The organism is Actinomadura gamaensis, from assembly GCF_042652125.1.
GTDB classification, from domain to species: domain Bacteria; phylum Actinomycetota; class Actinomycetes; order Streptosporangiales; family Streptosporangiaceae; genus Spirillospora; species Spirillospora gamaensis.
In genome coordinates this window covers 49,496-73,179 of the sequence record NZ_JBHSIT010000008.1, presented here as the reverse complement: position 1 = coordinate 73,179, position 23,684 = coordinate 49,496, and the positions used below count along the sequence as shown (strand labels likewise).

The window sequence follows — 23,684 nt, the reverse complement described above, 5'->3', positions numbered from 1 at the left end:
GAGCTCGCACGAGCCAGGCCCCGCGGGCGCGCACGAACCAGACCCCGCTAGCGCGGGCGCGCACGAGCCAGGACTTGCGGACGCGGGTGGCTGGGACGGGCGGGCGCGCATGAGCCAGGATTCGCGAGCGCGGGCGGCGCAGGAGCCGCGGGTGCGGCCCGCGCCGATCGCGGTGGACACCATGGGCGGCGACCACGCGCCCGAAGAGATCATCGACGGCGCGGTGGCCGCGTTCCGCGAGCACGGCGTGCGGGTCGTCCTGGTGGGGCAGGCGCCGCGGATCCGGGCGCGCCTCGACCTGCTCGGCATCGCCGGGGAGATCCCGATCGTGCACGCGGACGAGGCGCTCGACATGGGCGAGGGCGCGCTCGCGAGCTGGCGCAAGCCGCGCTCGTCGGTCGCGATCGCCTGCCATCTGGTCAAGCAGGGCCGCGCGTCCGCGCTGGTGTCGGCGGGTTCGACGGCCGGGGTGGTCGCCACGTCGCGGCTGCGGCTGAAGGCCCAGCAGGGCGTGATGAAGCCCGCGATCGCGGTGACGCTCCCGACCCGTCCGCGTCCGACCGTCCTGCTGGACGCGGGCGCGACCGCCGACGTGAAGCCGGAGACGTTGGTGCAGTTCGCCGCGCTCGGCACGGCCTACGCGCAGATCCGCCTCGGCCTCGCGCGCCCGCGCGTGGGACTGCTCAACATCGGCTCGGAGGCGGGCAAGGGCAACAAGCTCGCCAAGCGCGCGCACGAGCTGCTCGCGTCCGGACACCACGGCGTCGAGTTCGCCGGGAACGTCGAGGGCCACGACCTGCTCGCGGGCAAGGTGGACGTGATCGTCACCGACGGCTTCACCGGGAACGTCGCGCTCAAGACCCTGGAGGGCACCGTCCGGACGGCGTTCGCCGAGATCCGCGAGGCCGTCACCTCGTCCCGGACCGCCCGCGTCGGCGCGCTGCTGCAACGCCGCAAGCTCACCGAGCTCAGGGACCGCCTCGACTCCGACACCTACGGCGGCGGCGTCCTGCTCGGCCTGAACGGAACAGTGATCATCGCGCACGGGGCGGCGCGCGCCCGCGCGATCACCTCGGCCTGCCTGCTCGCGCACGAGCTGGCCGCGGGCCGCATCGTCGAACGCATCCGCGACCAGGTCGCCGCGACCAAGACGTCCCGCTTCCCCCGCTGGCCCCACGGCGACCGCGACGCCTCCAAGGACGCCAAGGACAGCCGCGACGACCACGAGCCCAAGGACGGACGCGACGCCAAGGACAGCCGCGACGCCAAGGGCCGCGACGATCGCGATCCCAAGAAGGGCCGCGACGCCCGCCCCGGCCGTGAGGGCAAGGACGGACGCGACGCTCGGGACGGGCGCGAGCCGCGGGACGCGCGGGAGACCGGAGGCGGCACGGACGCCGCCGCGAAGGCCGTCACGGCGAAGGAAGGCTCGGCGAAGGGCGGCTCGGCGAAGGACGCGGCCGCTCGCGAAAATCACCGGGACGATGACCCCAACGTTCCGAGGCCGTCACACGTTGTAGAGGGTGAAGGTGAACGGGGGCCGGGTGCGGACGCCGAGTCGGCGGCGCGTCCGGTGACGGGACGGGCGGCCGAGCGGCCGGACCGGGGCGCCGCGGGTCGCTGAGCGGACCCCGGGGTTGTCCCAGTCGATCTCTGGGAATGGGGCTTCCAACGGGGGGAAGATGACTGACGTGGAGCAGGCCGCGCGGGGCGGGCTCAGCGACGCGCAGGTCCGCGAACGCGTTGCGGCCGGCCAGGTCAACGACGTGCCGCGCCGCACCAGCCGGTCGGTCGGCGAGATCGTCCGGGCGAACGTCCTCACCCGTTTCAACGCGCTGATCGGCTCCCTGTTCGTGCTGGTCATGCTGTTCGGCGAGTGGCAGGACGGCCTGTTCGGCGGGATCATCGTCGCCAACTCGGCGATCGGCGTCGTCCAGGAGCTGCGCGCCAAGCGCACCCTCGACCGGCTCGCCGTGATCGGCGAGGCGCCGGTCCGGGTCGTCCGCGACGGGACGGCCCGGGATGTGCGCCAGCACGAGGTCGTGCGGGACGACCTGATCGCGCTCGGCACCGGCGACAAGATCGTCGTGGACGGCCCGGTCGTCGCCTCCAGCGGCCTGGAGGTCGACGAGTCGCTGCTGACGGGCGAGGCCGATCCCGTCCATAAGCGGGCGGGCGACGAGCTGAAGTCGGGCAGCTTCGTGGTCGCGGGCAGCGGCACGTTCACCGCCGCGAAGGTCGGCAGGGACGCCTACGCGGCCCGGCTCACCGAGGAGGCCAGCCGGTTCACCCTCACCCGCTCGGAGCTGATGGAGGGCATCAACCGGTTCCTCAAGTACGTGACCTGGCTGATCATCCCGGTCGCGATCCTGCTGTTCGCGAGCCAGTTCCGGTCGGCGGGCGGCGTCTCGAACGCCGTGGTCGGCGCGGTCGCGGGCGTGGTCACCATGATCCCCGAGGGCCTGGTCCTGATGACGAGCATCGCGTTCGCGGTCGGGGTCGTCCGGCTGGGCCGCCGGCAGGCGCTCGTGCAGGAACTCCCCGCCATCGAGGGCCTCGCCCGCGTGGACGTCCTGTGCGTGGACAAGACCGGCACCCTCACCGAGCCGGGCATGGATTTCGACCACCTGGTCCCCCTCGACACCCCACCCCCCACCGCCCCAGCCCCCCATGCACCGGACGCACAGGCACCGAAGACGCAGGAACCGGACACGCAGGCACCGGGCGCGCAGGAGCTGGATGCACGGGTGCCGGGTGCACAAGCACCAGACACACAGGCGCCGGACGCACGAACGCCGGGTGCACAGGCCCCGGATGCGCAGGGGGCGGGTCCGGCGGATGCGCAAGGGGCGGATGCGCGGGAGTCGGGTGCGCAAGGGGCGGGTGCGCAGGGGGCCTCTGGGGGGCGGGGGGCTGGGGAGCGGGCTTTGGCGGCGTTGGCTTATGCGGATCCGGATCCGAACGCGACGATGCAGGCTGTGAAGGACGGGCTCGACGTTCCCGATCCGGGCTGGAGGCGGGAGGACGCCGTCCCGTTCTCGTCCGCGCGCAAGTGGAGTGGGGCGAGGTTCGAGGGGCACGGGTCCTGGGTGTTCGGCGCGGCCGACGTGCTGCTCGGGCCGGACGATCCGGCTCGCGCGAAGGCCGAGGAGCTCGGGTCCACCGGGCTGCGCGTCCTCGCGCTCGCCCGGGTTCCGGACGGCGCGTTCGCCGATCCGGACCGGCTCGACGTCGCGTCCACCGCGCGGCCCGCGCTGCTCATCGTGCTGCGGCAGCGGGTCCGCCCCGACGCCGAGGAGACCCTCGCCTACTTCGCGAAGCAGGACGTCACGGTCAAGGTCATCTCCGGGGACAACCCGGTCTCGGTGGGCGCGATCGCCACCTCGCTCGGCCTGCCCGACGCCGAGCATCCCGTGGACGCCCGCACCCTGCCGTCCGACATCGGCGACATGGCCGAGGTGCTGGAGCACAACTCCGTGTTCGGCCGGGTCACCCCGCAGCAGAAGCGCGACATGGTCGCGGCGCTCCAGGCCGGGGGCCACACGGTCGCGATGACCGGCGACGGCGTCAACGACGTGCTCGCCCTGAAGGACTCCGACCTCGGCATCGCCATGGGCTCCGGCAGCGACGCCACCCGCGCCGTCGCGCAGATCGTCCTGCTGGACAACCGCTTCGCGACCCTGCCGCACGTCGTCGGCGAGGGGCGGCGGGTGCTCGGGAACATCGAGCGCGTCGCCAACCTGTTCCTCACCAAGACCGTCTACTCGATCATCCTGTCGGTGCTGGTCGGGCTGATGCACGTCCGGTTCCCGTTCCTGCCGCGGCACCTGACGCTGATCAGCTCCCTCACGATCGGCGTCCCGGCGTTCTTCCTCGCGCTCGCGCCGAACTCCGAGCGCGCCCGGCCCGGCTTCGTGCCGCGCGTCCTGCGGTTCGCGGTCCCGGCCGGGCTCGCCTGCGGCGTCGCCACGTTCGCGGGCTACTGGATCGCCACCCGCAACCCGGAGAGCAGCTTCGAGGAGGACTCGTCGTCCGCGTCCCTGTCGCTGTTCCTGCTGGCCCTGTGGGTGCTGGTGCTGATCGCGCGGCCGTGGAACTGGTGGCGGCTCGGCCTGGTCGGGGCGATGGGCGCGGCGTTTCTGATCGTCCTCGCCGTGCCCTGGCTGCGGCACTTCTTCGCGCTGCGCCCCGACAGCCTCGGCAACGATCTGGACGCCCTGGTGATCGCGGGCGTCGCCGGGGTGCTGCTGACCCTTGTCCTGAAGGCCCTTAAACAGCAAACCATTACCGGTTCCACACCGCCGCGCCGATAACCTTGAGACATGTCCGACCCGCAACTCGTACTCGCTGACAGGGTCCGGGCCGCGCTCGCCGCCGCCTTCGGACCGTCGTTCGCGGACACCGACCCGGTCATCCGGCCGTCGCAGTTCGCCGACCTGCAGGCCAACGTCGCCATGTCGCTGGTCAAGCCGCTCACCCAGGAGCGAGGCGAGAAGCAGAACCCGCGCGGCATCGCCGAGGAGATCGTGGCGCGGCTCGACGTGGACGGGCTGGTCTCCAAGGTCGAGATCAGCGGGCCGGGCTTCATCAACCTCACCCTGTCCGACGAGTGGATCGCGGGCCGGGCGCAGGACGCGCTCGCCGACGACCGGCTCGGCGTGCCGCCGGCCGAGCACCCGCAGAAGGTGATCGTCGAGTACTCGTCGCCGAACGTGGCGAAGGAGATGCACGTCGGGCACCTGCGCACCACGATCGTCGGCGACGCCATCGCCCGGATCGGCGAGTTCCTCGGCGAGAACGTCGTCCGGGACAACCACGTCGGCGACTGGGGCACGCCGTTCGGCATGCTGATCGAGCAGCTGCTCGACGTCGGCGTGGACGCCGCGGAGCGGAACGACTCGTCGGTCAGCGACCTCACCGCCTTCTACCAGGCCGCCCGGCAGAAGTTCGACTCCGACCCCGGCTTCGCCGAGCGGTCCCGGACCCGGGTCGTCAAGCTCCAGGCGGGCGACCCGGAGACCATGCGGCTCTGGCAGATCCTCGTGGACGTGTCGAAGCGGTACTTCAACCACGTCTACGCGCGGCTGGGCGTCACGCTCACCGACGACGACATCAAGGGCGAGTCGTTCTACAACGACCTGCTCGCGCCGACCGCGCAGGAGCTCACCGACAAGGGCATCGCCGAGATCAGCGACGGCGCGCTCGTGGTGTTCCCGCCCGGCTTCAAGGGCCGCGAGGGCGACCCGCTGCCGGTGATCGTCCGCAAGAGCGACGGCGGCTACAACTACTCGACCACCGACCTCGCGACCATCCGGTACCGGTCCGACACCGAGCACGCCGACCGGGTGATCTACGTCGTCGGCGCGCCGCAGTCCCTGCACTTCCAGATGGCCTTCGCGGTCGCCCGGATGGCGGGCTGGGTCAACGACGGGATGGTGCTGGAGCACGCCGAGATCGGCAACGTCCTCGGCACCGACGGCAAGATCCTGCGGACCCGGGCGGGCGGCACGGTCAAGCTCGCCGAGCTGCTGGACGAGGCCGTCGAGCGGGCCGGGGCCGAGTTCGACAAGCTCAACCACGACGGCTCCTTCGACGCCGCCGAGCGGGAGGCGATCGTCGAGGCCGTCGGCATCGGCGCGGTCAAGTACGCCGACCTGTCGGTCGCCCGCGACAGCGAGTACATCTTCGACTTCGACCGGATGATCTCCTTCAAGGGCAACACCGGCCCGTACCTCCAGTACGCCGCCACCCGGATCCGGTCGATCTTCCGCAAGGCGGGCGTCTCCCCGGACGACGCGCACGGCCCGATCACCGTCCGCGAGCCCGCCGAACGCGCCCTGGCCCTGCACCTGCTCGGCTTCGGAGCCGCCGTCAAGAGCGCCTTCGAGACCGCCGAGCCGCACCGGCTCGCGACCTACCTGTTCGAACTCGCGTCGGCCTACACGGCCTTCTACGAGAACTGCCCCGTCCTGAAGGCGCCGGACGACGAGACCAGGCAGTCCCGGCTGGCCCTGTGCGCCCTCACCCTGCGCACGCTGGTCACCGGCCTCGGCCTCCTCGGCGTCCCCACCCCGGAACGCATGTAGCTCCCGGAACGCACGAGAGCCGTCCACCCCGCCGGGTGGACGGCTCTTTCCGTCCCATTCAGGCCAGAACCCGCCCAGACGATCCCGGAACACCGATCTACCGAGTTCGCCCGTCAAAACCCATTTCAGCCCCGCAGAGGGCCAGCTAGCTTCCCAAACCGGACACCAACCACACCGCGAGGCCAGGACTCCGACGCGCAACAGCATCCCTGACCAAGGCACAACACCGCGCCCCGAGCAGCCTCCGCGGCGCGGGCCCCGCGCTCCACCAGGCCGCAGTAAGCCGCTCCGCGGGACCGGAAGATCACGCCGCCCCAAGCGGGCAAGCACATGCCGAGCGGGGCGTGATGGCGCGGCCAGCGAGACGCGATGGCGCCGGTTAGCGGGGCGGGACAGCGCCGGTTAGCGGGGCGGGACAGCGCCGGTTAGCGGGGCGGGACAGCGCCGGTTAGCGGGGCGGGACGGCGCGGCCGGCGAGACGCGATGCCGCTGGTCTAGCAGGGCGGAAGGGCGCGGCCGGCGAGGCGGGATGGCGCCGGTCAGCAGGGTGGGACGTGGCCTGAGACGAGCTTCACGTAGTGGGCCGCCACGTACTCGTGGCGAGCAGTCGCCAGGCGGTACCAGGTGCGGTTGCCGTAGATGCGCTGTCCCTTGACGGAGCAGCGGAGCGCCACGGTCGTGCCGTTCGGCAGCCGGCGGTAGGTCTGGCTGAGGCGGTTCGCCTTGCTGCGGACGCGCAGCGGGACCGGCGCGTGGACGCGGCCCTGCGCGACGGCGGCCGTCCGCGCGGCGGTCAGGGCGACGGCGGGTCGCGCGGACGCCGACGCCTGCGTCAGCGCGATGAAAGGTACGGCCGCGACCAGGACGGTCCCCACGGTCACGGCTTGCGGCAGGCCCTTCACAGCGGCCCTCTTCCCCTGGCACGCGGCGCCCCCGTCGGGTGCCGTCTCAGCTCATGAGACGACGCGTCGGCCGTGTGGGTCGGCGCACCGGCCGGTTCTTCCCCGGCCGCATCCGGTCAGGGAGAGCAGCGGCCCTCGGCCCGCACCCTCCCGGCGAGGCCGGGCAGCCAGGAGATGTCAGCCGAGTTTTCCGGCCGAGGTGCCCGGGCCGGCCCGTCCCGTCGCCAGGTGGGCGACAGGGGCGGGTGGGGCGCTGGTGGGCGCGGGTTACTGGAGGTAGCCCTCGACCGCGGCGCCGGGGCGGGCGGTGGCGTCGTCCGGGTTCTGGCCGGCGTCGCGGCGGGCGCGGCGCTGGCGGAGGAGGTCCCAGCACTGGTCGAGTTCCACTTCCAGGGCGCGCAGGCGCTGCTGCTCCTCGCCCTGGGAGAGCTCGCCCCGCTGGAGCTTCTCGCGCAGCTTCGCCTCCTCGGCGACGTACTCGTCGATGTGCGAAAGGATCTGCTTGTCGTCCATGCGTCCTCCGTAGGCTCGTCCACTCACCGGCCGAGCCCCGACCCGCGCGGACGCGGGACAGGGCTCTGCACCGTCGAGGATCCCACCCTCGTCAACCGCCTTCGGCCCCCCGGTTCATCCCGGACAGGACGCCGCCGTTCGGCGACGGCGTGGAGCTCGCACCGACGGGCGCGGTCTTCGGATCGACCAGGGTCGTGTCCGAGGCGGCCGAGGCCGCGCCGCTCGAGGTGGCCGACGCGGGCGAGGACACCGTGCGGCGCGCGGGCCCGCGGCTGCTCGACGCCGCCTTGGTGCGCGGACGCGTCGGCTCCGACCTCGTCCCCGCCGACTTGCGCGCGGTGGTCTTCCTGGTCGTGGAGCGCTTGGCGGGCGCCCGCTTGGCGGTCGAGGCCGACGACGCCGACTTCGCCCGGCCCGACGCGGCGCTCGTCCGCTTGGCGGTCGCCTTCTTGCCGGTGGCCGCCTTCTTCGCGGTGGTCGCGCTCTTGGCCGTACCGGCCTTCTTGGCGGTGGACGCCTTGCGCGCCGTCGTCTTCTTCGCCGTGGACTTCCGCGCGCTCGTCGACTTCTTCGCCGCCGACTTCTTGGCGGTCGACTTCTTCGCGGTGGCCGACTTGCGCGTGGACGCCTTCTTGGCGGTCGACTTGCGGGCGGTCGAACCGCGCGCGGTCCCCCCGCCCGACCCCGAGCCGCCGACGGCCTTCGCGGCGACGTTCATCGCCTTCGCGGCGTCCGCCATCGCCTTGGTCGCGGTGGTCATCGCCTTGGTCATCGCCGTCATGGCCTTCACCGAGGCGTTCGCCTTGGTCGCCACCGACTTCATCTTCGTCGCGGCGGACTTGGCCTGCGTCGCGGCGCTCGTCACCTTCTTGGCGGCGGCCGCCGTGCCGCGGGACGGGGCGGCTGCCGCGCTGCGGCGGGTTCCCGCCGTCCGCTTCGCCGCCGTCGAGGACGACCCGCGTTTCGCGGTCGTCCTCCCGGCCGTCGACTTCCTGGCCGCGGTCGTCCGCGTGCCGTTCCGGGACGGTCCCGACCCGGCGGACGCGCGGCGCGTGCCGGTCGCCTTCTTGGCGGCCGTGCCCCGCGACGCGGACGTCCGGCTCCCGGTGGCCGCCCGGCCGGCGGTCTTGCGCGCCGTCCCGGTGCGTGCCGTGACCGTGGACCTTGCCGCCGTCGACTTCGCGGCGGCGCTGGTCCGCTTCGGCGCCGACCGCTTCGCGGTGGTCGCCTTGGTCTTCCTTGCGGTTGTCTTCGCGCGCCCGGCCGTGCTTCGGCTCGAGGTCGTACGCGATGTGGTCCTGGTAGGCACCTGATCTACCCCCCGTGCATGATCAGCTACGGAGAGATCTATTCCACACTTCGCGACGATCTACACACCGGGCGCGCGACGGGCGTTACACACCCACCGGATGCCAGACCGTCTTCGTCTCCAGGAACGCGGTCATCCGGTCGATGCCGGGATCGTCCGACCAGTCGTGCACACCGGGGCGGAGCACGCGCTTGAGGTTGTCCGCGGCGGCCCGCTCCAGGTCCGCGACGGCGTCCGCGGAGACGCCCGCGAGATCGATCGCGTTCACGTCCATGTGGGACGCCAGCCACGGCGCGAGCTCGGCGCGCCGTCCGGTCAGCAGGTTCACCACGCCGCCCGGCAGGTCGGACGTCGCGAGCACCTCGGCGAGCGTGATCGCGGGCAGCGGCGCGGGCTCGGACGCGACGACGACCGTCGTGTTGCCCGTGACGATCGCGGGCGCGACCACCGAGACCAGCCCGAGCAGCGGCGAGTCCGGCGCGACGATCCCGACGACGCCGGACGGCTCCGGCGTGGACAGGTTGAAGAACGGCCCCGCCACCGGGTTCGCGTTCCCGGCGACCGCGCCGACCTTGTCGGCCCAGCCCGCATACCAGACCCACCGGTCGATCGCCGCGTCCACCTCGGCGGACGCCGCGGTCTTGGCGATCCCGGCCGCGCGCAGCTCGTCCACGAACTGGACGCGCCGCCCCTCCAGCATCTCCGCGATCCGGTACAGGATCTGCCCGCGGTTGTACGGCGTCCGGGACGACCAGCCGCCGAACGCCTTGCGCGCCGCGACGACCGCGTCCCGCACGTCCTTGCGCGACGCCTGGGACGCGTTGGCGAGGAACCGCCCCTTCGCGTCGTTCACCACGTACGACCGTCCGGACTCCGAGCGGGGGAACGCGCCCCCGATGTACAGCTTGTAGGTCTTACGAACACTCAGCCGCTCAGCGCTCATCGGCTCGCCTCCGCTCGCCGCTTCGCGGCCGTGGGACCGCACCGTCTTCCCTCGTCACTCGTCCCTCGCTCCTCAGCCCAGACGATGCGCGACCGCTCAGACATCGAGATACGCCTCCAGGCCGTGGCGTCCGCCCTCGCGGCCGAAGCCGGACTCCTTGTAGCCGCCGAACGGCGACGCCGGGTCGAACTTGTTGAAGGTGTTGGCCCAGACGACGCCCGCGCGCAGCTTCTCGGCCGCCCACAGGATGCGCGAGCCCTTCTCCGTCCAGACGCCGGCGGAGAGGCCGTAGGGGGTGTTGTTGGCCTTCTCGATCGCCTCGTCCGGCGTGCGGAAGGTCAGCACCGACAGCACCGGGCCGAAGATCTCCTCGCGCGCGATGCGGTGCGACTGCGCGACACCGGTGAACACCGTCGGCGCGAACCAGAAGCCGCGCTGCGGCAGCTCGCACGGCGGGGACCAGCGCTCGGCGCCCTCGCTCTCGCCGCTGTCGGCCAGCTCGCGGATCTTCGCGAGCTGCTCGGCGCTGTTGATCGCGCCGACGTCGGTGTTCTTGTCCAGCGGGTCGCCGACGCGGAGCGTGGCCATCCGCGCCTTCAGCCGGTCGAGCAGCTCGCCTGCGACCGACTCCTGGACGAGCAGCCGCGACCCGGCGCAGCACACGTGCCCCTGGTTGAAGAAGATCGCGTTGACGATCCCCTCGACGGCCTGGTCGAGCGGCGCGTCGTCGAACACGATGTTCGCGGCCTTGCCGCCGAGCTCCAGCGTGAGCCGCTTGCGGGTGCCGGCGACCGTCCGCGCGATCTCCCTGCCCACCTCGGTGGACCCGGTGAACGCGACCTTGTCGACGCCGTCGTGCCCGACCAGCAGCCGGCCGGTGTCGCCCGCGCCGGTGACGATGTTGACCACGCCGTTCGGCAGCTCCGCCTGCCGGCAGATCTCCGCGAACAGCAGCGCGGTCAGCGGCGTCGTCTCGGCGGGCTTCAGGACGACCGTGTTGCCCGTCGCGAGCGCCGGAGCGATCTTCCACGCCAGCATCAGCAGCGGGAAGTTCCACGGGATGACCTGGCCGGCGACGCCGAGCGGGCGCGGGTCCGGGCCGAAGCCGGCGTGGCCGAGCTTGTCGGCCCAGCCCGCGTAGTAGAAGAAGTGCGCGGCGACCAGCGGGACGTCCACGTCGCGCGACTCGCGGATCGGCTTGCCGTTGTCGATCGACTCCAGGACGGCCAGCTCCCGCGACCGCTCCTGGATGATCCGGGCGATCCGGTACAGGTACTTGGCGCGCTCGCGGCCCGGCATCGGGCCCCAGACCTTGTCGAAGGCGCGCCGCGCGGCGGCGACGGCGCGGTCGACGTCGGAGGCGTCCGCGCAGGCGATCTCGGCGAGCGGCTCCTCGCTGGACGGGTCGAGCGACTTGAACGGCTCGCCGTGCCCGTCGGTGAACTCGCCGTCCACGAACAGCCCGTAGGAGGGCCGGATGTCCACCACGCTCCGCGACTCGGGAGCCGGCGCGTACTCGAAGTCCATCGTCCTCAGTCCAGGGTGAAGTGGTCGGGACCGGAGTAGACCCCGGTGGCGAGCTTGCGGCGCTGCATCAGCAGGTCGTTCAGCAGGCTGGACGCGCCGATCCGGAACAGGTCCGGGGTCAGCCAGTCGGGACCGGCGACCTCGTTGACCATGACCAGGTACTTGATCGCGTCCTTGGTGGTGCGGATGCCGCCCGCGGGCTTCACGCCGACCGTCCGTCCGGTGGCGGCGCGGAAGTCCCGCACCGCCTCCAGCATGATCATCGTGACCGGGGGCGTGGCGGCCGGGGAGATCTTGCCCGTGGAGGTCTTGATGAAGTCGGCCCCGGCCCGCATCGCCAGCCAGGACGCCCGCCGCACGTTGTCGTAGGTGCGCAGCTCGCCGGTCTCCAGGATGACCTTCAGGTGCGCGTCCCCGCAGGCCCGCTTGGTCTCGACGATCTCCTCGTGGACCTTGAGGTAGTCGCCGGCCAGGAACGCGCCCCGGTCGATCACCATGTCGATCTCGGTCGCCCCGGCCGCGACCGCGGCGCGGGTGTCGGCGAGCTTGGCCTCCAGCGGGGCGCGCCCGGCCGGGAACGCCGTGGCCACCGAGGCGACGCCGATCCCGGAGCCGCGCAGCGCGTCCACCGCGACCCCGACCAGGTCCGAGTACACGCACACGGCCCCGACCTTCGGCGCGTCCGGCTGGGCGGGATCCGGCCGGACGGCCTTGGCGCACAGCGCCCGCACCTTCCCGGCCGTGTCCGCGCCCTCCAGGGTGGTCAGGTCCACCATGGAGATCGCGAGATCGATCGCCGCCGCCTTGGCCGTCGTCTTGATCGACCGCGTGCCGAGGCGAGCGGCCCGCTCGTCCGCCCCGACCTGGTCGACGCCGGGCAGTCCGTGCAGGAAGCCCCGCAGCTCGACCCCGGTGGGCATAGTCTCCGTTGACACCTCCCCAGGATCACGCACAGAACGCGGTGGCACAAACCGGACCCGCGATCACCCGTCCAGCGGGGTCATCGTCCACTTCCGCTGGTCAGCCCCGAGGTAGGCGGTCCGTCCGACCATCCCGCGCACTCCGCCGGACGCCTCCAGCGCCCGGAAGGCCCGGCCCAGCGCCTCGATCCGGAGATCCATCCCGTGCCAGCCGTACACGATCACCGATTCGCCGCGGCTGCCGGTCGAGGAACCCTGGTACTGCCGGTAGAGAGCGGGATATCTGGCGACACGGGTGTTCGGACCGCTTTCCTTGGGTTTGGCGTCCTTGCTGCCATCACCGACCTTCTGGCCGGCCTGCGGGGCACCGACGTCCCGCTGCGCCGGTGCGAGACTCACGGAGAATCCGTCGGCGTCGGCGGTCCCGTGGGCGGGGACGAGTACGAGATCCATCTCCGAGGTCGGGGTCACCGACGCGCGGGCGATCCGCATTCCGGACGGGACGCCGCCGAGCCGAAGGGGGAAGGCCGCCGCCGCGTCGCCCCCGCCGAAACGGATGTTGTCGACGATCCGGCGCACGGTCGCCTCCGTCGCGACGTCCTTGTCGCCGACCACCAGCTCGGCCCAGCGGCCGTCGGCGGGCTGCCACCGGAAGTCGGCGGGCACCTGGTCCGAGCCGTCCGCGCCCGGCTTGATCACCCAGTAGGCCGGACGGCCGTGGACGGGCTCGGTCGCCGTACGGTGCCCGGGCCGTCCACCCGGCAGGTTCGGTATCCCCGGCTCCGCACCCCTGGTGAGCTGGAGCAACAGCCCGCCCGCCTTCTGCTTCGGCGTGCCCGCCGCGAGCGTGTACCCGTCGTCGCCCTGGCCCGTCCGGACGGTCGTGTAGCCGCCCGGCAGCCATCCGAAGGTCGCCTCCTTCACCAGGACCGTGCCGTAGCCGCCGCGCGCCGCCTGCACCGCCGGGGCTTGCCTGCCGTCCGACCCGACCAGCGTCGGCACGCCGGCCCCGGCGGCGACCACCAGCACCGTCGCCCCGGCGGCGAGCGCCTGCCGCCGGTGCCTGATCCGCCGCCCGCGCCGCACGGCCAGGCTCGCGCTCACGCCGGGCGCGTCGGCCGGACGCGGCGTCGCGGTGATCTTCTCCAGGTCGTCCCTGAGTGCGTTCATCTGCGCGTCTCCTCCAGAGAACGGCGCAGGGCCGCCAGGCCGCGCGCCGAATGGCTCTTGACCGTCCCGCTCGTGCATCCGAGGACCTCGGCCGTCTGCTCGACCGACAGATCGCAGTAGAACCGCAGCACGACCACGGCCCGCTGGCGGGCGGGCAGCGTCTTCAGCGCCTCCCGCACGTCGAGCGCGGCGTCCCGGTCGTCCGGACGGGACGGAGCGTCCGGGACGTCGCGGACCGGCCGGACGCGCCGCCACCACCCGGCCCGCTGCTCGGCCAGGTACACGCGAACCAGGACGGTCCGCGCGTAACCGTCGAGGTTCCCGCTGCCGGACGCCCGCCGCCAGTTCAGGTACAGCCGGGTGATCGCCGTCTGCACCAGGTCGTCGGCCCGGTGCCAGTCCTGGCACAGCAGGTACGCGACCCGCTGGAGCCAGGCCGTCCGCGCGGTGACGTAGGTGACGAACTCCTCATCGGCCATGCGCCCGCCTCAGCCTTGAATGCCTCACGTTCCACTAATGCGTCCGGCGGCTCCCCAGGTTGTCACCTCATGCCAGGCTTGTTCGGCATGGATGATCTCGCCGTGGCCCTCGCGCTGGCCGACCTCGCCGACGACGTCACGATGCGCCACTTCCGCCGGGCCGGTCTCGTCGTCCGGACGAAGCCGGACCGCAGCCCGGTCACCGAGGCGGACACCGAGACCGAGCGGGCCCTCCGCGCCCACCTGGCCGCACATCGCCCGGACGACAGCGTCCTCGGCGAGGAGCAGGGCGGGACGCAGGGACCGCGCTGCTGGGTGATCGACCCGGTCGACCACACCGCCAACTTCGCGCGCGGCATGCCGGTCTTCGGCACCCTGATCGCCCTGACCGAGCAGGGCCGTCCGACCGTCGGCGTCGTCAGCGCCCCGGCTCTGGGGCGCCGCTGGTGGGCGTCCCGCGGCCAGGGCGCGTTCGCCGACGGCACCCGCATGCGCGTCTCCGCCGTGGACGACCTCTCCGAGGCCACGCTCTCCTTCGCCGCCCTCCACCGCTGGGACGACCGCGACCTGCTCCCCGAGATCGCCGACCTGTCCCGGCGGGCGCTGCACACCTGGGGCTCGGGCGGTTTCTGGGCCCAGATGCTCGTCGCCGAGGGCCGCCTCGACGCCTGCCTGGACCCCTGGGGCAAGCCCTGGGACCTGGCCGCCTCGAAGATCATCGTCGAGGAGGCGGGCGGCCTGCTGACCGACCTGACCGGCGCCCCGCGCATCGACCAGGACTGCGCCCTGGCGTCCAACGGCCTGCTGCACAAGCAACTCCTGGACGCCCTGGCTCCGCGAGAGTGAACCAGGCGTGCCGCCGCCGCAGGCAGCACGCCCTCACTCAGCGAAACCAGGCCAGGCTCAGCGGAACAGCTCAGCGGACGCGCCGACCGTTCCGGCACGCGTCAGCCACTCCCGAAGCCGCTCGGGATCCGTGCACGCCAGCACGCGCTCGCACTCGTCGCTCGACACCGTCAGGCCGCGGCCCTCCAGCACCAGCAGCACGCCTTCGGCCTGCCCCTCGATCCGTCCTTCCCGCACTCCCCGGGCACGCGCCTCGGACGCGTACCGGAAGACGTTGCCCGTCACCCGAAGACGTCCTCCTCCGAAGAAGCCGTGGCCGCCCGCAGCAGCCACTCATGCAGGACGTCCGGATCCGCGCACTCCCGAACCCGCCGCCGCGCCTTCTCGGAAACGGAGATCCCTCGCCCCTCCAGGACCAGCAGCAGCGAATCCCCCTGCCCCTCGACGCGCCCCTTCGCAAGGCCCTCGTTCACCCCCTCCTCCCGAAGGACGGAGACATAACGCGGGTTGTAAGTCTTCACGAACTGCCTCCAGAGTTCCCGGGTCTCGCCGACGAGACCGGCTTCGACGAACTCGTTCAGGTTTCTCTGCGTCGAGTCCTTCACCTCGCTGAGGACCAGAGCCAGCGGCTCCAGTATCGCATCCGGATCCGGAGAGTGGCTGTGGACCAGGGCGGAGAGCACCGCGAAGACGTGGTCGTCGCGGGTCTCCTCGAGCGTCGTGACGCGCGGGACGTTGTGCGGCCCGAAGACGGCGGCGCGGACGATCAGGCTCGTCCAGCCGTCGACGCCGACGCACATCGGCTTCTCGAACTTCTTCGCGTCCTCGGCGTCGTGGGTGATGACGATGAGCAGGACGTCGCACTCGTACTTGTCGTGGACGAACGCGACGTAGTACGGCCAGCGGCTCTGCTTGATCTCCTTGTTGTCCAGCTGCGCCTCGAAGATCATCGCGATGTCGCGGGCGTCCGTGCGGAGCTTGACGAGCGAGTCGACGCGGCGCTCGACGGCTTCGATGGTGGTGAGGTCGACGTTGAGGATCTCCGCGTCCCGCACCCGGGGGAGGCGCAGGCCGTGGACGCGTCGTAGAGCCCGCTCGACGGTCTCGGGGTTGTCGCGCGCTATCTGGTGCAGCGCTTCGTGTCTGGGGGTGACCATGACGCGAAGTTACCCACCGCGCTCGTTCGATTGCAGAGAATGACGGTTAATGGCTCGATGTGATCAGAGCCCACCCGCCCAGCCGGAACTGGGGGGTGACTCAGTTCGTCAGCAACTGACTCTCGGAACTATTTCGCTTCGGCGCCCGGATTACGAGGGTTGCCTTAGGCAGCGCCTAGTGGTTCCGCTTGGGCGCGGCTACGGACTTTACTCAGCGTCCCAGTTTAAGGATCGCGTCGTAGCGAGCTACCTCGCGCTTGTCCTGCAGCGCTCCGACCGCCCATACGGACGTGCCGCCCGGGATGAACGCCATCCCGTAGACAGCCGTCTTGTAGCCGCTGCGGGACGGCACGGGCGTGCTCGTCCACTTGCCCTTGCTGTAGTGGAAGAAGCGGCCATCCGCCTCGGCCCAGAACCCGGACGCGCCGTCCTTCGTGAGAGCGGTCAGTCCTTGCTTCGTCTTGGGCGCGGCGACCTGCTTCCAGGACGAGCCGTTCCAGTGCGCGAGGAACGGCGTGCTGGTCTCGCCGCTGGTACGCCGCCCGGAGACCCACACGTCCTTGGCGCTCTTGGCGACCACGCTGGAGTAGTCGGCGTAGGACGTCAGCGGCAGTGGCCGGAACGTCTTCCAGCTCTTCCCGTTCCAGTGGTAGACGCCCCCGGCCATCCCCGCGCGGTACGCGTTCGCGCCCACGGCCCAGATGTCCTTGGACGAGAGCGCCCTGACCTCGAAGACGATCCCCGGCCCCGCGACCTTCGACCAGCGGCTTCCGTTGTAGTGCCGGACGTCCGGGTAGAAGGGCCCGTCGCCCTTCCAGCCGAAGCTCCACACGTCCTTGGCACTGATGGCGAGGAGTTTCGGAGCCACCGGCTCGCTGAGGTCGGGGCCGGTGATGACCTTCCAGGTACGGCCGTTCCAGTGCAGCCAGAACTGCGTGGACCTGCCGTTGTGGCCGCCGATCCACACGTTGGACGACGACGAGGCGCTGACGCTGAGGAGGGAGGCTCCGGCAGCGGCCTTGGGCAGCGCGACCTTGGTCCAGGTGCGGCCGTTCCAGTGCCGCACGAGGGGGCCGGCCTTACCGCCGCCCACCGCCCAGGCGTCCTTTGCGCTCACCACGGCGACGTCGTGGAGTTCGGCGCCTGCGTCCGGAGCCGCGGTGAGGCGCCAGCCCGTGGCCGCCTCGGCGGTGGTGGCCGGAGCGAGGGCGGCGACGGCGACGGCCGCGGCGATGATCGCGGCCTGTACCCGATTGTTCACATGTTTTCCGTTCGACTGGTTCGTCCGAAGTCGGCGCAGCCTAACGGAGGTAAGGAAGGGGTCAGTACGGGGAGGGGCCGCCGAACATTTCGCTGAGGCGGGGGGCCAGCTCGAAGTCGCCGCGGATCTTGAGGCGGCCGTCCATGAGGAGGGTGGCGGGGTTGGCGTCGCCCGCGAGGACGCGCAGGAAGTCGGGGGTGGACGCGGTGATGGTGAGGGACGGGTCGCCGGACGGGCCCGGGCGCGGGTGGGCGCGGTCGCCGGCGATGGTCATCGTCCAGGTGGTGGACGAGCCGTCCGACCTGGTCAGGCGGAAGTCGATGTCGCCCTTGAAACCGCCGGACATGGACGGGTCGTAGGCGCGCGCCATGCCGGTGAAGAAGAGGCGCTGGGCGCGGGGGCCGAAGCGGCGTTCGATGGCTTCGTCCGAGGCGCTGTGGACGATCCGGTACAAGCCCTTCTGGGCGCGGTGACGGGCCTCGTGCCGGACGTCCGACAGGGTGGGACGGCGCAACCGCGGGCCTTTGTGGGCGCGGGCCACTTCGGCGTCTTCGTCCATGCGGTAGCCGATGGGCAGAGAACGGGCGGGTTCACGGCGCGCCAAGGCTCGTTCGATGGCGGGCGCTAGGCGAGCGGCTTTTTCGGCTTCTCGTTCGTCGCGTCCTTCGGTGAAGCGCGGCAGGACGGATTTACCGAACAGTTCGAGTGCTTCACAGATGTGCTCGTGTTTGTTGGGTCCGGCTTGCAGGACGAAGCCGATTTGGTCCACGCCTACGTTTTCGTAGCGGTGGATGAGGTCGGCCACTTGGTCGGGTGTTCCGATCGCTCCGCGTAGCGAACCTACGTTTACGCGCAGCGTTTGGGAATTGGCGATAATTTGCTCTCGGTCGAACCCTTGGGCGGCTCGTCGTTGCTGGAACGCCTCCCAGACATTGGTGCGTCCGGGGTCGTGGGGGGTCGTCCCGTAGTAGTGCGCTAGGGCGAAGCCGAAGAAATGCGCGCCGTCAATGCCGCGGTCGATCGCTGTGGCCTCGTCCTCGTGCAGCATCATCGGCAGGACGACGCACACGTTCGGGTTCACGGCGAAGCCCGCCGGGACGCATTCGTCCGACTCGATGATGCGGTAGTACTCCTCGACCCACTTCGCGGCGTCCTCGGGCTCGACGAACGAGAACGAGAGCGCGCCGATGCCGTTGCGGGCGGCGAACTGGATGGTCTCGCGCCGCGAGCAGGCCACCCACAGCGGCGGATGCGGCTTCTGGACGGGTTTGGGGATCACGTTGCGCGGCGGCATCCGCAGGGACGGCGAGTTCCAGCCCGCGAACGGCTCCTCCACGAACATGCGGGTGACGGCGTCGATCGAGTCCTGCCACTGGGCGCGCTTGTCGGTGCGCCGCACCCCGAATCCGCCCAGCTCGGCGCTCGACGACGACTCCCCCGTGCCGAATTCGACGCGCCCGTTCGACACCAGGTCGAGCGTGGCGATCCGCTCCGCGACGCGCGCGGGATGGTTGACGGCGGGCGGCAGCTGGACGATCCCGTGCCCGAGCCGGATCCGTTTCGTCCGCTGGGAGGCCGCCGCCAGGAACACTTCGGGGGCCGACGAATGGCTGTATTCCTCAAGGAAGTGATGTTCCACTTCCCAGCAGACGTCGAAGCCCACCCGGTCCGCGATCTCGATCTGGTCGAGCGCGTCCTGGTACAGCCGTCGTTCCCGCCCGTCGTCCCAGGGGCGCGGCAACTGGTGTTCGTAGAAGAGGGAGAACCGGATCTCGACCACCTCCACCGTCCTGACCAGGCACGACGGCCCGGTCGACCTTGACCGCCCCCGGCCAGCGTCTCCCCCGTTGGACGCGCCGTCAACACCCGTGAGCGAGAATGTGAACAAGCGCTCGCTTGACGCATCGTCCGCGGCACCGGCACCGTGGGAGCCACCAAGCCCTCGGATCGAAGCCCCGCGAGCCCCGGGAGGAGCGCGATGGCCCCGCTGTCCGGACTGCGCGTCCTGGACCTGACCATGTGGCGACCCGGCCCGTACGCCACCCAGCTGCTCGCCCAGCTCGGCGCGGACGTGCTGAAGGTCGAACCGCCCGGCGGCGAGCCGATGCGGGCGTTCCGGTCCCATTTCGACCTCCTCAACCAGCACAAACGCAGCGTCGTGCTCGATCTCAAGAGCGCGGAGGGACGGGCCCGGTGCCGGGAGCTGGCCGCGGCGGCGGAGGTGTTCGTCGAGGGTTTCAGGCCGGGCGTCGCCGACCGGCTCGGGGTCGGGCACGCGGAGCTGCGCCGGGCGAATCCGGCGCTCGTCTACTGCTCGCTGTCCGGCTACGGCGCCGAAGGGCCACTGGCGGACGTCCCCGGACACGACATCAACTACCGCGCGCACGCCGCCGCCCTCGCCCCCGACGCGATCTCCCCCACTGCCGACGAACTGCCCGTCGCGGACATGTCAGCCGCGACGATGGCCGCGTTCGCCATCACCGCGGCCGTCCTGCACGCGCGCGCGACGGGCGAGGGCGAGCGCATCGACCTCGGCATGGCGGACGTCCTGGCCCACTGGGTCGCGACCGTCCCGGAAGCCACCACTACGACCGCCCCAAGCACAGAAGCCCCCGTACCGAACGCGACGCAGCATCGCGTGGGGCCGGTCCCGGGCTACGGCGTGTATCGCACGAGCGACGGACGGGGGATCACCCTGGGCGTCGTCTCGGAAGACCGCCTCTGGGCCGCCGTGTGCCGGGCCCTCGAACTCCCCGACCTCGCGGGGCTGGGCTTCGGAGAACGCCTCAAACGCGTCCGCGAGCTGGACGAGACCGTCGCGGCGGCCGTCGCCCGGTTCCGCGCAGATGAGGCCCTGAAGCGCCTGCGGGCCGAGGGCGCGCCCGTCGCGCCCATCCTCACCAGAGCCGAGATGATGGCGCACCCGCACTTCGTCGCGCGGGGCGTCGTGGCGGACGGGACGGTCGGCAGCCCGGTGCGGACGGCCGTGGCGAAGCCGCTCCCACCTGGGGAGGCGCCCGAGCTGGACGCCCACCGCGGGGAGTTCTGGCGCGGCTGAAATAGGGACGAGAATGTCGGATCCGGCTGGCATGCTGGAGGGCGTGAGCGCACACGGGACGTCCCCCATCATGGTCGGCCGGGCCGGGCAGCTCGACCTGCTGACCGAGGCCCTCGCCGCGGCGCCCGGCGCGGTGCTGGTCGGCGGCGAGGCCGGGCTGGGCAAGACGCGGCTGGTCCGCGAGTTCGGCGCGGCCGTCAAGGACGGCGCGCGGATGCTGGTCGGCGGCTGCCTGGAGCTCGGTTCGGAGGGCCTGCCGTTCGCGCCGTTCACGACCGTCCTGCGCGGCCTCGTCCGGGACGTCGGCGTGGACGGCGTGGCGGAGCTGCTGCCGCACGGCGCGCCGGGCAAGCTGGCGCGGCTGCTGCCGGAGTTCGGCGAGCCGGAGTCGGACGCGGCGTCCGGCGAGGAGCGCGCCCGGCTGTTCGAGACGATGCTGACGCTGCTGGAGCGCCTGGCCGAGCGGTCCCCGGTCGCGCTGGTGATCGAGGACGCGCACTGGGCCGACCGCTCCACCCGCGACCTGCTGTCGTTCCTGATCCGCAACGTCGGCGCCGCGCCGCTGCTGATCGTGGTCACCTACCGGTCGGACGAGCTGCACCGCACGCATCCGCTGCGCCCGCTGCTCGCCGAGCTCGCCCGGCTCGACCGGGTGCGGCGGCTGGACCTGCCGCGCCTGTCCCGCGAGGAGGTCGGCGAGCTGGTCGCCGACATCCTCGGCCGCACGCCGGACCCGGAGTTGATCGACACCGTCTGCTCGCGCAGCGAGGGCAACCCGCTGTTCGTCGAGACCCTCGTCGACTGCGACGAGGGCGCGCTCGTCTGCGAGCTTCCCGAGACGCTGCGCGACCTGCTGCTCGCCGGGGTGCAGCGGCTTCCGGAGGAGACCCAGGAGGCGCTGCGGGACGCGTCCGGCGGCGGCACCCGGATCGAGCACCGGCTGCTCGCCGCGGTGACCAGGCTGGACGACGCGGCGCTGACCCGCGTGCTGCGCCCGGCGGTCGCCGCGAACGTCCTGGTGGTGGACGGCGACGGGTACGCGTTCCGGCACGCCCTGATCCGCGAGGCGCTCCACGACGACCTGCTGCCGGGCGAGCACACCCGGCTGCACACCCGGTACGCCGAGGCGCTGGAGAACGACCCGGACCTCGTCTCCGCCGACCGCCTCTGGCACGAGCTCAGCCACCACTGGCACGCCGCGCACGACGCGCTGTGGGCGCTCGTCGCGTCCTGGCGGGCGGCCGGGGAGGCGCGCCGCCGGGTCGCCTACGCCGAGTGCCTGGACATGCTCGCCCGCGTCCTGGAGCTGTGGGACCGGGTGCCCGACGCGGCGACGCGCATCGGCGCGTCCCGGATCGAGGTGTTCGAGCAGGCGATCATGGCCGCGGAGAGCGCCGGGGAGCTCGACCGGGGCGTGAAGTTCGCGACCGGCGCGCTGCGGATGGTCCCGGACGTCCCGGAGAACGCCGCCCGCCGCGCCGCGCTGCTGGAACGGCGCGGCCGGATGCTGTTCGACCAGACCGTCCCGGAGGCGGTGGACGACCTGCGCGAGGCCGTCCGGCTGCTGCCCGCCGACCCGCCCACGGCCCAGCGCGCGCGGACGCTCAACACGCTCGCCACCGTCGGCCGCCTGCTCCAGCACTCGGACGAGCCCAAGCGCGCCGCGCACGAGGCCCTCGCGATCGCCCGGACGGTCGGCGACCGGCAGGCCGAGGTGGAAGCGCTGCTCACGCTGTCCTGCGTCGACTTCGACTACGGCGCCGGCTACGGGCACGGCGGCTCGCCGACCGAGGAGGTGCTCCGCAACTCCCAGCGGCTCGCCGAGCAGGAGAACGACGACCGGCTGCGGCTGCGCGTCGCGATCAACTGGTCGCACTACCTGGAGGGCTCCGGACGGCACGCCGAGGCCGTCGAGGTCGCCCGCCGCGGCGTCGCCAAGGCGCAGGAGAACGGGGTCGCCCGCACCCAGGGCGCGTTCCTCGCCATCAACCAGGCCGAGCCGATGGTCTCGCTCGGCCGCTGGGACGAGGCGGACGCGCTGCTGCGCCGCACCATCGACCAGCGCCCGCCGCTCAAGATCCGCACCTCGCTGTTCGCGCTCGCCGGGGAGATCGCCACCGCGCGCGGCGACCTCGACCGCGCCGTCCGGATGCTCGGCCGCGCCCGCGAGGTCACCTGGCCCAAGGTGCAGGACCTGTTCGCCACGCGCCGCATGGAGGCGGCGCTGCGGCTCGCCCAGGGCCGTCCGGACGCGGCGCTCGTCGCCATCGAACCCGTCCTCGACGACCCGGACCAGACGCTTCCCGACGACAGCCGCTACGCGTGGCCCGTCCTGGTGCACGCCGCGACGGCCTGCGCCGAACTCGGCTGCCCGCCCGACTTCGAGCGCGTGGAGAAGCGCGCGCAGGCGACGCTGGTCCTGGGCGAGTTGCAGCAGGCCTGGAAGCTCACCTACGACGCGACCGCCGCGCGCGCACGAGGCGACCTGAACGCCGACGACTGGGACGAGGCCGCGGCCGCATGGCAGGCGCTCGGGAACCCGTACCAGGAGGCGCTCGCCCTCTCCTGGGCCGGTCAGTCCGCGCTGCACGCCGGGAACCGGGACGCCGCCCGCGCCCGCCTGTCCCGCGCCACCGACCTCGCCCGCGGGCTCGGCGCCGTCCCGCTGCTGGACCGGCTGTCCGCGCTGACCCAGCGGGCCCGGCTCGGCGCGCAGGCCGAACCCGCCGCCGCGCCGTTCGGCCTCACCCCGCGCGAGTTCGAGGTGCTGCGCCTGGTCGCCGAGGGGCACAGCAACCGCGACATCGCCGAGGCCCTGTTCATCTCCGCGAAGACGGCCAGCGTGCACGTCTCCAACATCCTGGCGAAGCTGGAGGTGACCAGCCGGGGCGAGGCCGCCGCCACCGCGCACCGCCTGTCGCTGTTCACCCCGGCCGCCCAGCACTGACACCGCCGGCCGCGAGAGCGAACGGCCCGGCCGTCCGCGTGGACGGCCGGGCCGCACTCTCCAGACCCGCCCCTGGCCCGGTCCCTGTGCTCCCCGATGGGACGGGCCGCCCCCCGGTCGGCCCGTCCTTCCCCCCGCTGGTCCAGCCGTCGCAAGCACGACTACCGCCGCTCCGGGTGCCCGCCGGTCCATGTGCCCGCCGGTCCGTGTGCCGCCGGTCCGGTCATGCCGTGGGAGTAGCACGCCCGGACCGGCGGGACCGGACGCCGCCGGCGGGACGGCCGCGCCCAGGAATCCGTCCGGCCGGTGGCACACTCCGGGGTTCGCCACGCGCTCCCGGGTCCGGTCCGGGTCCGATGACGGGCGCCTCCCCTCCCGGGCACCCGCCACCGGACCGTCGGACCACACGGGAACTTCAGTGGCTGTCCTCGCGGAGCGGAGTTCGCGGAAGCCGCGGGGCTCCTCCATGCAGGAGGGGCGTTCTCCGAACCGCTCGGACCCCACCGAGTCTGCCGGTCCGGGGCGTCCGGGGCATCGGCAAACCTCCCGAGCGGGATACCTAAAAG

Annotated in this window: 17 protein-coding genes and 1 pseudogene; 7 read left to right on the top strand and 11 right to left on the bottom strand. The window is 72.3% G+C overall.

Features of this window, described 5'->3' with window-relative positions:
- Positions 1-109: 109 nt before the first annotated feature.
- The 3 genes and pseudogenes from plsX to argS form a co-directional block, all read left to right on the top strand.
- Positions 110-1,177: pseudogene (gene plsX, locus ACFPCY_RS26110) on the top strand (phosphate acyltransferase PlsX); the annotation flags it as partial.
- 505 nt (positions 1,178-1,682) lie between these two features.
- On the top strand, positions 1,683-4,313 hold the full coding sequence (locus tag ACFPCY_RS26105; RefSeq protein WP_378259470.1) for an HAD-IC family P-type ATPase: 2,631 nt from the start codon (positions 1,683-1,685) through the stop codon (positions 4,311-4,313).
- 9 nt (positions 4,314-4,322) lie between these two features.
- Positions 4,323-6,086 carry an arginine--tRNA ligase gene (gene argS / locus ACFPCY_RS26100; protein ID WP_378259469.1) on the top strand — a complete coding sequence of 588 codons (1,764 nt, stop codon included), beginning with the start codon at positions 4,323-4,325 and terminating at the stop codon, positions 6,084-6,086.
- A 539-nt stretch (positions 6,087-6,625) separates the two neighbouring features.
- On the opposite strand, the gene ACFPCY_RS26095 is transcribed toward argS, so the two are convergent.
- Together ACFPCY_RS26095 and ACFPCY_RS26090 are read right to left on the bottom strand one after the other, a co-directional pair.
- Positions 6,626-6,988, bottom strand: coding sequence for a hypothetical protein (locus ACFPCY_RS26095; protein WP_378259468.1), 363 nt, complete (start codon positions 6,986-6,988; stop codon positions 6,626-6,628).
- A 267-nt stretch (positions 6,989-7,255) separates the two neighbouring features.
- Entirely contained in the window at positions 7,256-7,501 is a 246-nt protein-coding gene (locus tag ACFPCY_RS26090) for a DUF2630 family protein (protein WP_378259467.1), read from the bottom strand.
- Positions 7,502-7,650: 149 nt separating this feature from the next.
- On the opposite strand from ACFPCY_RS26090, the gene ACFPCY_RS26085 reads away from it, so the two are divergent.
- Positions 7,651-8,814 (top strand): hypothetical protein, encoded by a 1,164-nt coding sequence (locus ACFPCY_RS26085; RefSeq protein ID WP_378259466.1) that lies wholly within the window; start codon positions 7,651-7,653, stop codon positions 8,812-8,814.
- 81 nt (positions 8,815-8,895) lie between these two features.
- Here the strand turns inward: ACFPCY_RS26085 and ACFPCY_RS26080 are convergent, their stop codons facing one another.
- The 5 genes from ACFPCY_RS26080 to ACFPCY_RS26060 form a co-directional block, all read right to left on the bottom strand.
- Positions 8,896-9,753 carry an aldehyde dehydrogenase family protein gene (locus ACFPCY_RS26080; RefSeq protein WP_378259465.1) on the bottom strand — a complete coding sequence of 286 codons (858 nt, stop codon included), beginning with the start codon at positions 9,751-9,753 and terminating at the stop codon, positions 8,896-8,898.
- A 96-nt stretch (positions 9,754-9,849) separates the two neighbouring features.
- Positions 9,850-11,280, bottom strand: a complete 1,431-nt coding sequence (locus ACFPCY_RS26075; RefSeq protein ID WP_378259464.1) for an aldehyde dehydrogenase family protein — start codon at positions 11,278-11,280, stop codon at positions 9,850-9,852.
- A 5-nt stretch (positions 11,281-11,285) separates the two neighbouring features.
- Positions 11,286-12,200 carry a deoxyribose-phosphate aldolase gene (deoC, locus tag ACFPCY_RS26070; RefSeq protein WP_378259878.1) on the bottom strand — a complete coding sequence of 305 codons (915 nt, stop codon included), beginning with the start codon at positions 12,198-12,200 and terminating at the stop codon, positions 11,286-11,288.
- A gap of 63 nt (positions 12,201-12,263) precedes the next feature.
- Complete coding sequence (locus tag ACFPCY_RS26065) at positions 12,264-13,370, bottom strand: hypothetical protein (RefSeq protein WP_378259463.1); 1,107 nt, start codon at positions 13,368-13,370, stop codon at positions 12,264-12,266.
- The gene (locus ACFPCY_RS26060) at positions 13,367-13,849 is read right to left on the bottom strand and encodes a SigE family RNA polymerase sigma factor (protein WP_378259462.1); all 483 of its coding nucleotides are present in this window, start codon (positions 13,847-13,849) and stop codon (positions 13,367-13,369) included. The genes ACFPCY_RS26065 and ACFPCY_RS26060 overlap by 4 nt, the downstream gene beginning before the upstream one ends.
- Positions 13,850-13,936: 87 nt before the next feature.
- Here ACFPCY_RS26060 and ACFPCY_RS26055 point away from each other — a divergent pair, with 87 nt between their 5' ends.
- A complete protein-coding gene (locus tag ACFPCY_RS26055; protein WP_378259461.1) occupies positions 13,937-14,695 on the top strand; it encodes an inositol monophosphatase family protein in 759 nt (252 codons plus the stop codon).
- 57 nt (positions 14,696-14,752) lie between these two features.
- Here the strand turns inward: ACFPCY_RS26055 and ACFPCY_RS26050 are convergent, their stop codons facing one another.
- The 4 genes from ACFPCY_RS26050 to ACFPCY_RS26035 all read right to left on the bottom strand — a co-directional run bounded on the left by ACFPCY_RS26050 (position 14,753) and on the right by ACFPCY_RS26035 (position 18,893).
- Positions 14,753-14,980 carry a hypothetical protein gene (locus ACFPCY_RS26050; protein ID WP_378259460.1) on the bottom strand — a complete coding sequence of 76 codons (228 nt, stop codon included), beginning with the start codon at positions 14,978-14,980 and terminating at the stop codon, positions 14,753-14,755.
- Positions 14,977-15,852 (bottom strand): hypothetical protein, encoded by an 876-nt coding sequence (locus tag ACFPCY_RS26045; RefSeq protein WP_378259459.1) that lies wholly within the window; start codon positions 15,850-15,852, stop codon positions 14,977-14,979. Before ACFPCY_RS26045 ends, ACFPCY_RS26050 begins: the two co-directional genes overlap by 4 nt.
- A 211-nt stretch (positions 15,853-16,063) precedes the next feature.
- Positions 16,064-17,113 carry a hypothetical protein gene (locus tag ACFPCY_RS26040; protein ID WP_378259458.1) on the bottom strand — a complete coding sequence of 350 codons (1,050 nt, stop codon included), beginning with the start codon at positions 17,111-17,113 and terminating at the stop codon, positions 16,064-16,066.
- A 61-nt stretch (positions 17,114-17,174) separates the two neighbouring features.
- Positions 17,175-18,893, bottom strand: a complete 1,719-nt coding sequence (locus ACFPCY_RS26035; protein ID WP_378259457.1) for an LLM class flavin-dependent oxidoreductase — start codon at positions 18,891-18,893, stop codon at positions 17,175-17,177.
- Between the two features lie 198 nt (positions 18,894-19,091).
- Between ACFPCY_RS26035 and ACFPCY_RS26030 the strand changes: the two genes are divergently transcribed.
- Positions 19,092-20,171: a CaiB/BaiF CoA transferase family protein gene (locus tag ACFPCY_RS26030; RefSeq protein WP_378259456.1), complete on the top strand. Its 1,080-nt coding sequence runs from the start codon at positions 19,092-19,094 to the stop codon at positions 20,169-20,171.
- A gap of 43 nt (positions 20,172-20,214) precedes the next feature.
- Positions 20,215-23,118, top strand: coding sequence for a helix-turn-helix transcriptional regulator (locus ACFPCY_RS26025; RefSeq protein WP_378259455.1), 2,904 nt, complete (start codon positions 20,215-20,217; stop codon positions 23,116-23,118).
- The last annotated feature ends 566 nt before the right edge of the window (positions 23,119-23,684 follow it).

Coding starts and splice junctions, on each gene's coding strand:
- ACFPCY_RS26105 (WP_378259470.1), top strand. CDS start 1,683: ATGACTGACGTGGAGCAGGCCGCGCGGGGCGGGCTCAGCGACGCGCAG.
- argS (WP_378259469.1), top strand. CDS start 4,323: ATGTCCGACCCGCAACTCGTACTCGCTGACAGGGTCCGGGCCGCGCTC.
- ACFPCY_RS26090 (WP_378259467.1), bottom strand. CDS start 7,501: ATGGACGACAAGCAGATCCTTTCGCACATCGACGAGTACGTCGCCGAG.
- ACFPCY_RS26080 (WP_378259465.1), bottom strand. CDS start 9,753: ATGAGCGCTGAGCGGCTGAGTGTTCGTAAGACCTACAAGCTGTACATC.
- ACFPCY_RS26075 (WP_378259464.1), bottom strand. CDS start 11,280: ATGGACTTCGAGTACGCGCCGGCTCCCGAGTCGCGGAGCGTGGTGGAC.
- deoC (WP_378259878.1), bottom strand. CDS start 12,200: ATGCCCACCGGGGTCGAGCTGCGGGGCTTCCTGCACGGACTGCCCGGC.
- ACFPCY_RS26065 (WP_378259463.1), bottom strand. CDS start 13,370: ATGAACGCACTCAGGGACGACCTGGAGAAGATCACCGCGACGCCGCGT.
- ACFPCY_RS26060 (WP_378259462.1), bottom strand. CDS start 13,849: ATGGCCGATGAGGAGTTCGTCACCTACGTCACCGCGCGGACGGCCTGG.
- ACFPCY_RS26055 (WP_378259461.1), top strand. CDS start 13,937: ATGGATGATCTCGCCGTGGCCCTCGCGCTGGCCGACCTCGCCGACGAC.
- ACFPCY_RS26045 (WP_378259459.1), bottom strand. CDS start 15,852: ATGGTCACCCCCAGACACGAAGCGCTGCACCAGATAGCGCGCGACAAC.
- ACFPCY_RS26030 (WP_378259456.1), top strand. CDS start 19,092: ATGGCCCCGCTGTCCGGACTGCGCGTCCTGGACCTGACCATGTGGCGA.